12 protein-coding genes are annotated in these 13,429 nt (G+C 60.0%); 4 read left to right on the forward strand and 8 right to left on the reverse strand.

Annotated features, from left to right (window positions below; all coding sequences use genetic code 11):
• Positions 1 to 11: 11 nt before the first annotated feature.
• The 3 genes from C4S72_RS12750 to C4S72_RS12760 form a co-directional block, all read right to left on the reverse strand.
• A complete protein-coding gene (locus tag C4S72_RS12750) occupies positions 12 to 860 on the reverse strand; it encodes an ABC transporter permease (protein WP_104003498.1) in 849 nt (282 codons plus the stop codon).
• A 66-nt stretch (positions 861 to 926) separates the two neighbouring features.
• Positions 927 to 1,946 carry an ABC transporter substrate-binding protein gene (locus C4S72_RS12755; RefSeq protein ID WP_104003499.1) on the reverse strand — a complete coding sequence of 340 codons (1,020 nt, stop codon included), beginning with the start codon at positions 1,944 to 1,946 and terminating at the stop codon, positions 927 to 929.
• A gap of 21 nt (positions 1,947 to 1,967) precedes the next feature.
• Positions 1,968 to 2,993 (reverse strand): LacI family DNA-binding transcriptional regulator, encoded by a 1,026-nt coding sequence (locus tag C4S72_RS12760; RefSeq protein ID WP_104003500.1) that lies wholly within the window; start codon positions 2,991 to 2,993, stop codon positions 1,968 to 1,970.
• A 323-nt stretch (positions 2,994 to 3,316) separates the two neighbouring features.
• On the opposite strand from C4S72_RS12760, the gene C4S72_RS12765 reads away from it, so the two are divergent.
• Complete coding sequence (locus C4S72_RS12765) at positions 3,317 to 4,969, forward strand: sensor domain-containing diguanylate cyclase (protein WP_104003501.1); 1,653 nt, start codon at positions 3,317 to 3,319, stop codon at positions 4,967 to 4,969.
• A 30-nt stretch (positions 4,970 to 4,999) separates the two neighbouring features.
• On the opposite strand, the gene C4S72_RS12770 is transcribed toward C4S72_RS12765, so the two are convergent.
• From C4S72_RS12770 to C4S72_RS12785, 4 genes are all read right to left on the reverse strand, one after another.
• Positions 5,000 to 5,332, reverse strand: a complete 333-nt coding sequence (locus tag C4S72_RS12770) for a DMT family transporter (protein WP_104003502.1) — start codon at positions 5,330 to 5,332, stop codon at positions 5,000 to 5,002.
• A 155-nt stretch (positions 5,333 to 5,487) separates the two neighbouring features.
• Entirely contained in the window at positions 5,488 to 6,258 is a 771-nt protein-coding gene (gene fabG / locus C4S72_RS12775; RefSeq protein ID WP_104003503.1) for a 3-oxoacyl-ACP reductase FabG, read from the reverse strand.
• Complete coding sequence (locus C4S72_RS12780) at positions 6,255 to 7,610, reverse strand: aspartate aminotransferase family protein (protein ID WP_104003504.1); 1,356 nt, start codon at positions 7,608 to 7,610, stop codon at positions 6,255 to 6,257. The genes fabG and C4S72_RS12780 overlap by 4 nt, the downstream gene beginning before the upstream one ends.
• Positions 7,610 to 8,596, reverse strand: coding sequence for a phosphotransferase enzyme family protein (locus tag C4S72_RS12785; protein ID WP_235009140.1), 987 nt, complete (start codon positions 8,594 to 8,596; stop codon positions 7,610 to 7,612). Before C4S72_RS12785 ends, C4S72_RS12780 begins: the two co-directional genes overlap by 1 nt.
• A 116-nt stretch (positions 8,597 to 8,712) precedes the next feature.
• On the opposite strand from C4S72_RS12785, the gene C4S72_RS12790 reads away from it, so the two are divergent.
• The 3 genes from C4S72_RS12790 to C4S72_RS12800 all read left to right on the forward strand — a co-directional run bounded on the left by C4S72_RS12790 (position 8,713) and on the right by C4S72_RS12800 (position 10,626).
• Positions 8,713 to 9,696 (forward strand): helix-turn-helix domain-containing protein, encoded by a 984-nt coding sequence (locus C4S72_RS12790; protein WP_160115514.1) that lies wholly within the window; start codon positions 8,713 to 8,715, stop codon positions 9,694 to 9,696.
• Between the two features lie 94 nt (positions 9,697 to 9,790).
• The gene (locus C4S72_RS12795; RefSeq protein WP_104003506.1) at positions 9,791 to 10,120 is read left to right on the forward strand and encodes a type II toxin-antitoxin system PrlF family antitoxin; all 330 of its coding nucleotides are present in this window, start codon (positions 9,791 to 9,793) and stop codon (positions 10,118 to 10,120) included.
• Positions 10,121 to 10,122: 2 nt separating this feature from the next.
• Positions 10,123 to 10,626 (forward strand): type II toxin-antitoxin system YhaV family toxin, encoded by a 504-nt coding sequence (locus C4S72_RS12800; RefSeq protein WP_104003507.1) that lies wholly within the window; start codon positions 10,123 to 10,125, stop codon positions 10,624 to 10,626.
• 388 nt (positions 10,627 to 11,014) lie between these two features.
• Here the strand turns inward: C4S72_RS12800 and C4S72_RS12805 are convergent, their stop codons facing one another.
• Entirely contained in the window at positions 11,015 to 13,351 is a 2,337-nt protein-coding gene (locus C4S72_RS12805) for a DUF1989 domain-containing protein (protein ID WP_104003508.1), read from the reverse strand.
• Positions 13,352 to 13,429 lie beyond the last annotated feature (78 nt).

Raw genomic sequence — 13,429 nt, forward strand, 5'->3', positions numbered from 1 at the left:
GATTCCTCCACTCAGGCCGCCGGGCTGGCATCGGCGCCAGACAGCATGCGGGCCAGAAACAGCACCAGCCAGGTAATCAGCCCCAGCAGTATGCTCAACGCCGCCGCCATGGCGATGTTGGCGCCCAGGGTAAACTCGGTGTAGATGGTCATCGGCAGCACATTGATATCGGTGGCCAGCGCAAAGGCGGTACCGAAGGCTCCCATGGAGGTGGCGAAACAGATCGCCCCGCTCGCCAACAGTGCGGGCTTGAGACCGGTGAGAATCACATCGCGAAAGATGCGGTAGCGGGAAGCGCCGAAGGAGCGCGCGGCTTCTTCCAGCTGATAATCCAGTTTCTCCGCGGCGGCGATCACGGTGAGCAGCACCCGCGGAATGGAAAAATAGACATAGCCGACAAACAGACCGGCGATGGAGTAGGCAAAGGTCCAGCGGCTGCCGTCAATCATCAGGCCCAGCTCGGCACTGAGCCCCTGGCGGCCGCCCAGCATGATCACCAGAAAGCCGATCACCACTCCGGGAAAGGCCAGCGGAAAGGTCAGCAGCGACACAAGCAACGACTTGCCGGCAAACTCGTTGCGCGCCAGAAACAGGCCGCAAACCACGGAGATCGCCAGGGTTACCAGGGTGACGGACACCGACAGCAGCAGCGTATCCACCAGGCTGCTCAGATAACGCGCCTCGGTCAGCGCCTGCCAGTAATTGGCGCCCCACTGATCGCCCTCAAAAGAGATCACCAGCAACCGCGCCAGCGGCAGCAGGAAGAAGGCGGCGGAGATAATCAGTACCGGCAGCAACAGCAGTAACAGGCGTGCCGACTGCTCGCCGCGCAGCAAGCGTCCGGAAAGGGTGTATTTCATCAATAACTCGTCCAACGGGTAAAACGGATGCCGGCTTGCACCGGCACCCAAGGCCAACTGTCAGGATCAGTTGACGCCTTCGAGGTAAAGGCTCTGGAACGTCTTCTGTGCTTGCGCCATCTTGGCGTAATCCACAGACTGGGCACGGGCGTAATCGGAAGCCGGCAGGAACTTGGCTTCCACTTCCGGGCTCATCGCTCCCGGACGCACCGGGCGCAGGAAGGCGTTGGCCCAAACCGCCTGGCCTTTGTCAGACAGGATGAAATCGAGAATCTTGCGGCCCGCGTCGGCGTGCGGTGCATTTTTCACCAGGCTCATCACGTAAGGCACCACCACTGTGCCCTCCTGCGGAATCACGAACTCGACGTTGGCGCCATCCTTGTACTTGGCGCGGTAAGCGTTGAAGTCGTAATCCAGCATGATCGGGATCTCGCCGGAGATCACGCGGGAATAGGCGGTCTGCTTCGGCACGATCGGGTCGTTGTCCTTCAGCTTGTTGAAGTACTCGATGGCCGGTTCGAAGTTATCCAGGTCACCGCCAAGAGCACCGTTCAGACCTACCGATGCGGCGTAGCCGACGAAGGCGCTGGTCGGATCCAGGTAACCCACCATGCCGTTGTACTGCGGGTCGAGCAGGTCGTTCCAGCTCTGCGGTACCGGCTTGCCGTCCAGGGCATCCACATTCACGAAGAAACCGATGGTGCCGGAGTGGATGCTAAACCAGTTGCCTTCCGGGTCTTTCAGGCCGTCCGGAATCTCATCCCAGTGCGCAGGCTTATAGGCTTGGGTCACACCCTTTTCCTGGGCGGTGATGCCGAAAGAGACGCCGTAGTACGCCACGTCCGCCACCGGGTTGTTCTGCTCTGCCAGCAGCTGGGACAGAGTCTGGCCGGAGTTCTTGTTATCAAAAGGAACGGTATAGCCCAGCTCCTCCTTGATCACCTCCAGCTGGGTGCCCCAGTCGGCCCACTGCGGCGGGCAGTTGTAGCAGATCGCATCAGCGTCGGCTGCCTGGGCCGATCCATGGAACATTCCGGTGGTCAGTACCAGGGCAGAAAACAGCTTGGTCGCAGGTTTCTTGAACATAAGAACTCTCTCTTGAGTGGGTCAGGATAGATGATCAGGAGGTGGTGCCACGGTGCCATCCATGAGCAGCTGGTGGCCGAGAGTCCGGCCCGTTTGCCCGGGGATACCCCGTTTATTGGTTAACAGCTGGTCCACAGCCGCTGCGCCGATCTCTGCATTCGGCGTGCGGATACTGGCCAGGTTGGGTTGTCTCAGGGTGCCGGCCTGAATGCCGTCGAAGCCGACGATGGAGACATCCTCAGGCACGCGAATGCCCAGGAGTTGAAGTTTCGCGATGGTGGCCAAAGCCAGCAGATCGTTGGAGCAGAACCAGGCCGTTGGCGCTGAACCTGCCTGCTCATAAACGCGGTGGATCTCCCCCGTCAGGCCAACGGCATTGACCGGGTCCACCTGTACCAGCTGCGCCAGCTCCAGGTTGCGGTACCTGAGCCCGGCCAGGAAACCGGCGTGGCGGTCGCGCGCCCGGTCGGTACGCTGAAAATCACCGGAGACCATACCGATGCAGCGATGCCCCAGGTCAGCCAGATACACGGCCACCTCAGCGGCGGCACGATAGTTATCCACACCGATATATCCGCATACCTGCTGCCGCGGTACGTTGTGCATCAGGCAGTAGGGCACGCCCTCTTTATCAAGCCGCGCCAGGGCATCACTACTGGCAGCGTCATTCACCGTCAGCAGCACACCCTCAACCTGGTAGCCCAGCAGCGTGGCCACCGCACTGCGCTCCAGCGAAAGGTCATAGTCTGAGGAAAGGATAATCGGCGTCAGCCCCTGTTCGCGGGCACGCTGCTGAATGCCGGAGGCGGTCTCGGCAAATACAGGGTTGGTCAGGCTGGGCAGGATGACACCGATGACACTGCTACTGGCGGTTTTCAGCGCACGCGCCGCCATACTGGGCGCGTATCCCAGCGCATCCACCGCCTGACGCACCCGCTCCGCGGTATCCGCCTTGATCGGCCCCTTGTCGTTCATAACGCGGGACACCGTGGCAACAGAGAGGCCGCAGTAGCTGGCTATATCCTTGATTGTGGCTGGTTTGTTCATCCGCCCTCCTTCCAATGCCGGGAAAGAGTAAAGGCGACAAATTACAGCGTTGTTAACGATTAACTACGAAATGTAAACGTTTACATGACACTTCAGCGTCACGAACGCTAATGCTTGCCCGGCCTGCTCCAATTTCGACAGCTACACGTATGCCCCTCAGCTTCTGCAAATAGATTTAACGCCATCATAGAGCCTGGAGCCGCTTGCGCGGCGATGACGCAATTCAGGAAAGAGCCACTATCATGGTAGGTAGTCAGGCGCGCCGCCGCAGGCAGCTGCACGAATCAGGTGTCGCTCAACACTAACCGCACAGGATAGAAAGCTTGCCCGACTCGACTTACAAACGCCGCTGGCTGAACCGGTTTGCACCCACATCCCTGAGCGGCCGCTTCTTCGCCGGACTCTTTGCCCTGCTTCTGCTTGCCCTGCTGGCGATACTTTTGACCGGCAAGCTGATCGTTCTCCCCAAGCTGTTGATCCAGGAACGCGAGACGGCAATCGCTGAGCTGAAGCACCTGGACCATGTTATCCACGCCGACCTGCATGATCTTGTGATCAGCACCAAGGACTGGGGGGCCTGGGACGACAGCTACAATTTTATTCAGGGCCTGCAGTCCGATTACCCGGCAAGAAACTTCAGCTTCGAAATGTTCAACGACATGGACTACGACCTGATGCTGTTCTTTACCCCGGATCTCCAGCTTTACTGGACGGCGGGTATCGACTTCGCCACCGAGCAATACAGCTCCTGTGCAGCGGCCGAGGCCAGCTGCGCCTGGTCCGCTCCCTTCGCTGCGATAACCCGCAATAAACTGGCCGCGCTGCCGATGGATAAAACCGACCATAACGAGCAGGGCGAACCCGAATCCGATTTTCTGTTCAATTATAAAGGCGAGCTGTTCAACGCCGCTGTGCACCCCATTCGCCGCACCGATGATACGGGCCGCTCAAAAGGCTCCGTGGTGCAACTGCAGCGGCTGGATGAGAAGTGGATCGAGAAGATAACGGACCAAACCTCCCAGAAACTGACGCTCCAACTCTACGACCCTCAGGATCCAAACACAGTGATGGTGACACCTCTTTCAGACCAGCTGTTGCTGGCGCGCAAGCAGCTTTCCGGCACCGACCTGCCAGTGTTTATCAGCACAGAGATCCAACGCAGCAACTTCCTTGAACGCCTGGCGGCGATGCGCTACAGCCAGATCTGGACAGCAGGCCTGCTGGCAACAGTGATTCTTCTGGTCCTTGCGCTGCTTGAACGGACGGTACTTCTGCCACTACGTCAGCTGGCACGCTTTACCCGTGAGGCGCGAGCTGAAATGAACGAGGCTACGCTGAGCTCTGCGCTGCTGGAGCGCCGTGATGAGGTCGGCGAGCTGGCACGTGAGTTTGCCCACCTTATTCAGCAGCAGCAGATGAAACGTACCAGCCTGGAAAACCTGTCGCTGACCGATCACCTGACCGCCCTGGCCAACCGCCGCTGTTTCGATGACCGGCTGAAAGCGCTGTTTGGCAAGGTCGAGCATAAAGGCCAGCCCGTGGCGGCGATCCTGTTCGATGTGGATCACTTCAAGGCCTATAACGATCGTTACGGACACCAGGCCGGCGACCAATGTCTGATCATGCTATCGGATTGCGCGCAGCGGGTGGTGCGCACGCAAGCCGCCGCCAATGCACTACTGGCACGTATCGGTGGCGAAGAGTTTGCAGTGATTCTGCCCGAAGTGGAGGAGTCTCAAGCCCTTGAGCTGGCCGAGGCGATAAGACACGGTATCGAGGCGCTCTCACTTCGGCACGAAGACGCCGCACGCGGCTTCGTCACCATCAGTTGCGGCATCTCTTACCTGGAAAAAATATCGGCGGCCAGCTCCAGCGACCTGCTGAAAACAGCCGACGATGCGCTTTACCGGGCCAAGCATCAGGGACGCAACCAGGTGATGAGCGACAGAGTGGCGAGCGCCAAAAAACAGGACTGAAGAGAGGACCGCAGCCCTGCGGCCCTGCTCTTAGTGCATCGCCGTTTTCGAAAACAGGTTAATCACGGCGACGCCGGCAACCACCAGGCACATACCCGCCACCGCCGGCATATCCAGCCGCTGGTCGTAGAGCAGCCAGGAAGCGAGCGCTACCAGCACTACCCCCATGCCCGCCCAGATCGCGTAAGCGATCCCCACCGGGATGGTTTTCAACGTCAGCGCCAGCAGGTAAGCCGCCAGCACATAACCAACGATAGCGATGGCCGAGGGAATGGGACGGGTAAAGCTTTCACTTGCCTTGAGCGCCGAGGTACCGATCACTTCAGAAACAATCGCAACAGCCAGCAAAAACCAGGGATTCATCAATCCTTACCTCAATCAAACTAACGACGGCGCCACCCCCTGTGGCGTACTCGAGGCTGAGGATGCTGACAGCAGCGCAAAGGGAAGGCAACCCGGAAGGCCGCCTTACCGGAAACCCGCCGGAGAAAGTGGCTTACCCCTGCGCTGCCAGGGATTTATCCCAAGGCTTCCAGCGATTCGGGCAGAATCTGGCCGCCATCCACCACCAGTGTCTGGCCGGTGATATAAGCCGCCGCTGGTGAGGCGAAAAACGCCGCCGCCTCGCCGATATCTTCGACGCTGCCAAGACGCTTCAGCGGAATAGACGCCGCCATCTGGCCCAGGTACTCCTCACCCATCCCTTCGAGCCCCTCGGTGATGATGTTGCCCGGCATCACCGCGTTGACGGTAATCCCGTATTTCGCCATCTCGATAGCCGCCGTGCGCACAAAGCCGAGCTGCCCCGCCTTGCTGGCGCCATAGTGAGACCAGCCGGGAAAGCCGGTGACCGGGCCGGTGATCGATGAGGTGACCACTATGCGTCCCGCGCTGCTCTCTTTCAGCGCCGGAATCGCCGCCTGCACGGTGTTGAACATCCCCTTCAGGTTGGTATTGAGCACCAGATCCCAGTCATCCTCGCTCATGGTTTCCAGATCCGCCGACGGGAAAATACCGGCGTTGGCACAGAGCACATCCAAGCCACCGAAGGCGCTCTGCACCTTTTCTACCGCGCTCTTCAGCGAGGCGCGATCGGTGACATCGGCACTGACCGCGATCGCTTCGCCGCCGTCTGCAACTATAGCGGCCACCGCCTCTTCGGCCGCCTCCGCATGGCGGGCGACCAGCGCCACTTTATAGCCCTGGGCGGCGAATACCCTGGCGATGCCCAGACCTATGCCCTTACTGGCACCGGTCACCATTGCGACGCGTTTGCTTGTCTCAGTCATGATGTAACTCCTCCAAGATCATTGATCAGCACCTGGCGGAGCTGCTCCAGCAGCAGGTGCCCATGTTCGGGTTTAAAACAGAGCGGCGGACGGATCTTCAGCACGTTGCCATAGAGACCGGCAGCACCGATCAGTACACCGCGATGGCGCAGGGCATTGATGATCCGGCTGCAGGTCAGCGGGTCCGGCTGGTTGTCCGCAGAAACGATATCCACACCGATAAACAGCCCTGCGCCCCGTACCCGCGCCAACTGCGGAAACTCATCGCAGAGCCCACGCAGGCCGGAGAGCAGTTCATTACCAGTGCTCAGTGCATTGGCCTGAAGCTCCTCTTCCACCAGCGTATCAAGCACCGCCTGGGCGGCTGCCACCGCCACCGAGGAGCCGCCGAAGGTGTTGAAATAGCCGGTCTGGGCAGAGAGTTCCGCCAGCAGCGCCTCCGGCGCAGCAAGTCCAGCCACCGGGTAACCGTTGCCCATCGGCTTGCCGAAGGTGACGATATCCGGCATCAGCCCATGGCGGGCGAAACCCCAGAACTCGCTGCCGGTGCGGCCAAAACCGGGTTGCACCTCATCGGCGATCAGCAAGCCGCCGGCGTGCTGAACCCTTCGCACCGCAGGCGCCAGGGCCCCGGCCGGATCCGCATAAACACCATCACTGGAGAAGATGGTATCGATCAGCAGCGCCGCGCAGCCAAAGCCGCGCTCATCAAGTAGTTCGATGGCGTTCGCGACCTGGGTATCCAGGTAAGCCGCTGCATCCAGGCTCTCATCGTTCAGCGGTTCCAGGTCGATACAGACCACAAAATCCGGCACCTGCCCCTGCTTCATCGACGAGGGCGACACCTCGGTTACCGCCGCCGTATTACCGTGATAAGCCGCGGCCGAAACGATCACGCCCTGTTTGCCGCTGTGCAGGCGCGCCAGCCGCAGTGCCAAATCATTGGCCTCGCTGCCGGTGCAGGTCATCACCAAGCGGCCGCTATCCAGCGGCAGCGTGCCGAGCAGCTGTTCGGCGTAGCGGTGCAGCGCCTCGTCCAGGTAACGGGTATGAACATTCAGGCGCACCATCTGCTGCGCCACCGCATCGATCACCCTGGGGTGGCAATGCCCCAGCACAGGTACGTTGTTATAGGCATCGAGATAGCGCTTTCCATCGCCATCGAACAGCCAGACGCCCTGCCCTTCGACCATTTCGATCGGCTGGTCGTAAAACAGCATGGAGGTGGGCCCTACCAGATCGCGGCGCTGGCGGATCAGTGAATCCAGGTGGTCGTCACCGCTGCTGCGCTCGAAGTTAAAGGCGTTCTGATCGAGGATTGAACGTGTATCGCGCTTCGTTTCCGCGCTCATCAGTGATCCCCCTCCAGATAGCGCTGGGCCAGGCTGGCCGTGCCCGCCGCATAGCCCTCGCCAAACTCTGCATAGGTGCCGCTTTCGCTGTGATTGGCCAACCAGGCGGTGAGCATAATGCGGCGGATCATGATAAAGCTGGCGAGCATCGCTTCATCCTCAGTGGTGCAATCACCTTTGGATCGGTAGCCCTTCACCCAGGCGGCCTGCAGTTCCGGGATCGACGGATCCAGCTCGTAGAAGCTGATGGCGGCGGCGAAATCGTAGGCAAACCAGCTGATGCCGCAGTCATCGAAATCGATCACCCAGAGCCGATCATCATCGACCAGCAGATTCGCCAGGCGCAGGTCGGCATGTACCAGGCCAAAGCGGTCGGGGCCGGCGCCATACTCTGCGACGCGCTGCTCTATTTTCGCGATAGCAGCCGCGATCAACGCCTCGCTCTGCGGATCCAGCCCCTCTGCATCTCGCCAGTCCCCCCAATGGCCATCGGCGGCAAGCATGGTGTCCAGGTTCCACTCCTTCCGCACAAAGCCTTCCGGCCTTGGCCACTGGCGGCTGTGTTGATGCAGGGTAGCCGTCACCGCGCCCAGCTGCTCAAACCAGCGTGGCAGATCCTCCCCCACGTTAGGTTCGTTGCCTGCGACGAACTCGAACGCCACCACCGCATAGGTCTCGCCATCCACCTCCACCGAGCAAACCCTGCCTGCTTCACCATCGATAATCGCCGGGGTATGCAGCGAGTTGGAGGCACGTAGATCCTCGATCCAGGCCAGTTCCGATTCGATCTCGCCGGGCTGGTGATAGTTGGGCCGGTGCAAACGCAGGATCAGCCGCTGGCTGTCGTCCGCCGAGCGGGCCAGATAGGTGATGTTTTCGGATACGGTCAGCAGCTCGACCCGAGAGTTTTGCGGCAGCCGCCAATTGGCCAGAGACTCCTCCAGCCGCAGCCGGATCGCTTCGATCAATGCGTCGGTATAGATCATGGGACTCCTGACTATTGATGGTTTGCAGGTCGGGAATGGATATTGCTTCCAATCAGCCTAGAGCAGGCAGATTCGCCTGGGTTATCGAAAACCGGCAAAGGAGCGGTAGCGCGAACATGACCAGGTTTACCAATATCGGACTGTCAGAGGGCAGCACTGGGCTAGCATCCGCCGCCTGCGCACCGCTGAGGTGCAGCGTCTTCTCCGATGACCTGAACGAGCAGGCCGGTGGTATCACCGACTGGCAGCAGGAGTATGACCAGATAAGCGCCGGCGCTTTTCATGGCTCCATCGAGGAGTGCCATATCGGCGCCCTGCAGGTATTCCGCGAACACACCAGCAAGACTCTGAGACAAACCTGCGAGGTCTGGCAGGACGCCATCTGGGTCGGTATTCCGGTGGTGCGTGAAGGCTTTCGCATCAATGGCGAGGCGCCGGAAAGCTGCGATCTGCTCTGGCGGCGCGGCCAGGACGCCTTCGAACTGATGACGCCGGACAACTCCAATATCCTCAGCATCGCGGTGCATGAGCAGTCACTGCTGCAACAGGCCGAAGCTCAGGGAATTGCGATCCAGCTGCCGCAGATCGGCGGTAATCCGAGGATCCAGGTGGACCCGCGCCAGATCGAAGAGATGGGTGTACTGATCAACCGGGTGATCTCGGCCAGCGCCGGCAGTATCGACCGCAGTATTCATGAAGACCTGGTGATGCAGACCCTGCTGAACGTGCTGCACGACGCGAAGATCAACGACCGGGTGACACCCAGCCATGCCCACCGCAAGGCGGTGGTGAAGCGGGTAAGAGAACATGTAGCCAAAACCGGCAGCCTGCCCGTGACCCTCACCGAACTGTGCGAGATCGCCTGCGTCAGCCGCCGCACGCTGCAGTATAGTTTCGAGAGCATTCTGGGGATTAATCCCAAGCTGTACCTGCGCACCAACCGGCTGAACCAGGTCAGGCGTCGCCTGAGCAGTAGTGAAACCGAATCGGTCTCCGATGCCGCGGCTCACTATGGGTTTTATCACTTGAGCCAGTTTGCCACCGACTATAAGCGCCTGTTCGGGGAGTTGCCTTCGCAGACACTGGCGCGGCGCGGTTGAACCGCGAAGTCTAGTAGAGATCTGGACACATCTTGACCAGGTAATGCAACTGCATTACTTTTCAGTACATTGATTTCATGTACCGAGGTCCACCATGGCCAAATCCCTGCTCACCGCAGAATCCACCCTGACCGACCGGTACCAGACCACCGTTCCTGATGCCGTGCGTAAAGCACTGAATCTGGGCAAACGGGAAAAGATTCGCTACACCATCCAGCCTGATGGCCAGGTTCTGCTGTCGCGCGCGGATCAGGATGAATCCGATCCTGCGCTGGGTAGCTTTTTGACGTTTCTGGCCAGGGATATTCAGTCCAATCCGCAACGGTTGCAGTCAGCCACTCCGGAACTGCTCTCGCGCATCCAGACCCTTGTCGGCGATATCGACGTCGATCTGGATGCACCGCTGGATGATGAGGACGAATAGCTTTGCCGGATCAATCCAGTCTCGTTATCAACGGATGGACGCTTTTTTGTCACCCGCTATTTCTGGATGAGGTTGATTCACTCCTCACTCAGGTCGAAGCACTCAAGGCCAAAGACCCTGAAAACTTTGTCCGTAAAAATGCTACCAAGCGCCTCGCGGCCATAGCCAAACTGGCATTTGAGGTCATACCCCAGAACCCGGCACTTCCAGAGTATCGCCAGGGAGAAACCCTGGGAAACGAGCATAAGCACTGGTTTCGTGCGAAATTTTTCCAGCAGTACCGGCTGTTTTTCCGCTTTGATTCAGCATCGAAAATTATTGTCTTTGCCTGGGTCAATGACGAAAAAAACAAACGCGCCTATGGCAGCAAGACGGATGCCTATCGCGTCTTTGAGAAGATGTTGGATACAGGGCATCCGCCAGACGACTGGGCGTCTTTGCTCGCAGAAGCCGAAGGTGCTCTGGACCGGCTGGACGAAGTGGCAAACAAGCTAAGCTCCCTGTAAGAGAGCCTTGTGGACCTACCAACGCACGTTAGCGCTATCCACACTCACGTCTTTTCCACGCCGGTTTCGCCTGCTGGCGAGCTAAGGGACTTGTGCGGACAAGTCCCTTAGCAATCCCAAACCGCCCCTGAGGCTGGGTCGGCTATGCCGACTTCCCTGCGCTTCTCGTCTGAAAGAGCGGGAAGGGAAACTCACCGCTGCGCGGCTCAAACAGCCCTTCCCTTATTTCTCTTTCAGCCTGCGATGCTCGGCTGCGCCAAAGGGGAAAGCTTGCTGCGCTAAGCAGATCCAGAAAAGATCGCGCTTTGTTATTGATAAGGCGCGAGAAACACCTAACGTCAACTGTACGATCACCACAAGAGATAGTTTTATAACGACAATCAGCCGCTTAACTACGCACCTTGATCCGCTCTGGATCGTGGAACGGCAGGCTGACCACTTCGCCGCCGAGACGCTTTTGATGGCCATCCAGCTGACCGACCTCCAGCTTGGTACCCGGCGTTGCAAAGTCCGGCTGCAGGCGTACCAGGGCGATGGTCTTGCCGATCAGCGGTGAACGGATCGCGCTGGTCACCACACCTACCGGGAAGCGGCCGTTGAAGATCTGATCGCCGTGGGCGATGGCGTCTTCGGTATCCAGCACCAGCCCCATCAGTTTCTCCCGGTTTGCCGCCGGTACCCGCTCCAGTGCGGCGCGACCGATGAAGTCCTCCTCCTTGGTTTTCAGCGGGACGGTAAAGCCGATGCCCGCCGCGTAGGGATCGGTCTCCGGGCAGAATTCGTAGCCGGCGAAGATCAGGCCCGCTTCGATGCGCAGCATATCCAGGGCATCGAAGCCCAGCGGCGCCAGCCCCAGCGGTTTGCCTTTCTCCCAGATCGCATCCCAGACAGTTTCGCCATCGCTTGGGTGACACCAGATTTCAAAACCCAGCTCGCCGGTATAGCCGGTGCGAGAGATCATCACAGGTGTGCCCTGGGGACCACCAATACGCCCCACGGTAAAGTGGAACCAGGCCAGCTCGCTGACCGGTGTACGGGTTTCCGGCGTCCATACCAGTTCACTGAGCAACTGGCGGCTGACCGGCCCCTGCAGCGCCAGGTTGTGCAGCTGATCGGTGGATTCCTGAATCCGCACGCGGAAGCCGTCCCGCTCGGCTAGCTCACGCAGCCAGGTGCCGGTGTACGGGTCGCCGCAGATCCAGCGGAACGCCTGATCGTCCATACGGAACAGGGTGCCGTCATCAATCATGCCGCCGGTTTCATGGCAGATCGCGGAATACACCACTGCACCCACCGCCAAACGACGCACGTTGCGGGTCAGCGCTTTCTGCAGCAGCGCTTCCGCATCGGGGCCAGTGACCTCGAACTTGCGCAGCGGCGACAGATCCATCACCGCCACCTTCTCACGGCAGGCCAGGTATTCGGCCCGGGCGCCCCAGCCATCGAACTCGGTGGGCATCCAGTAGCCGCGGTATTCACTGAAATGGCGTGTCAGCGCGGAGGTGCGGCTGTGGAAAGCGGTTTGCTGCGTCATGCGGGCAGGCTCCTCGGGTTGGTTGCGATAGGCGATGGCACGGGGAAACTCCTCATCGGCGGCATAGATCCGCACCTGGATATCGGTGGGGCACCAGCCGTTGGCCGGGTCGATATCGTCCGGGCAGGCGGACGATACGCAGAGCAGGTCGCGGCTCGCGCGCATCAGCACGTAATCGCCGGGACGGGACCAGGGCTCGTCCATGCCGATATGTCCACAGGGTTCAGCAGAGGTGTTGAAGAAGTAGTTGATCGCCGGCCAGCCGGAACGCGGCTTGATGCCGTAAGGTTTGAGCGCCATGTTGAAGTTGGCGGTACAGCTGATATGGCCGAAGTAACCGGCATCCTCGTAGTACTTGGGCGTGCAGGCGAGCAGAAAGCTGTCGTGACGACCCACGCTATCCTGCACCAGCTCCAGCATGGTCTGCATCTGCTGATCGGCAAAACGGGAATAGAGCCCCGGCTGCGGCAGCGAAACACCCGCCAGGGTGCGGGTGGCGGTGGAATCCAGAGTGATCTCCTCCCCCCGCTGCAGCGCTTCCAGATCAAAGGCGATAAAGTCGGAACACTGCTTGCCTGCCACATCGCTGACCTGAATCCACTCCCCCGCTTTCACCTCGTAGGCGCGGGCGCTGGAGTGCGGTACATGCACCTCACGCACCGGGGTCACTGTGCGACTGTCGCCGGTATAGGGCGTCGGCAGCAGATCCACCGAGGCGGTACGGTAATGGTGCAGAAGCTCCAGCTCGCCGGGTGCGACCTGTTCATCCACCGGCATATCCAGCCCTGGCGCCATCAGCACCAGCTCCAGAGGTTCACCCTCTTCCGCTGCCTTCAGTTCCAGCGGCATCTGCTCGGAGGCAACCGCCACACCCGGGTACGCCATCGGTTCGGGAATGCCAGCACTTTTTAACAAAGCGGTCAGGCGCGTGGCACTGGGACGTTCGGCCGCCAGCTGTTGCTGAAACAGCGAGGCAGGCGCGAGCGCCAGCCCCGTCAGATAATCCTGGCTATGCGCATCCAGCCCCACCAGCTCACAGCACTGCATGCCGTCCAGACTGTCTATCTGCAGCCGCTCTCCGGGGTTTAGCCGCAGGCGCAGGCCATCCTGAGGTTTGATCCTGAGCCTGCGCGACTGGCGCAAACTGCCCCAGCCGGAATCACGGGGCGGCTGTGTTTGCAAAACGGTCATGTCTGGGCCCTCCTTCAAAAATAAAGGGTTGTGCGTAACGGGTTTTAACTCAGTTCAGGAAGGCCTCATCCGGGTGCA

It is taken from the genome of Marinobacterium lutimaris, assembly GCF_900108065.1.
In the GTDB taxonomy this organism is placed as follows: domain Bacteria; phylum Pseudomonadota; class Gammaproteobacteria; order Pseudomonadales; family Balneatricaceae; genus Marinobacterium_D; species Marinobacterium_D lutimaris.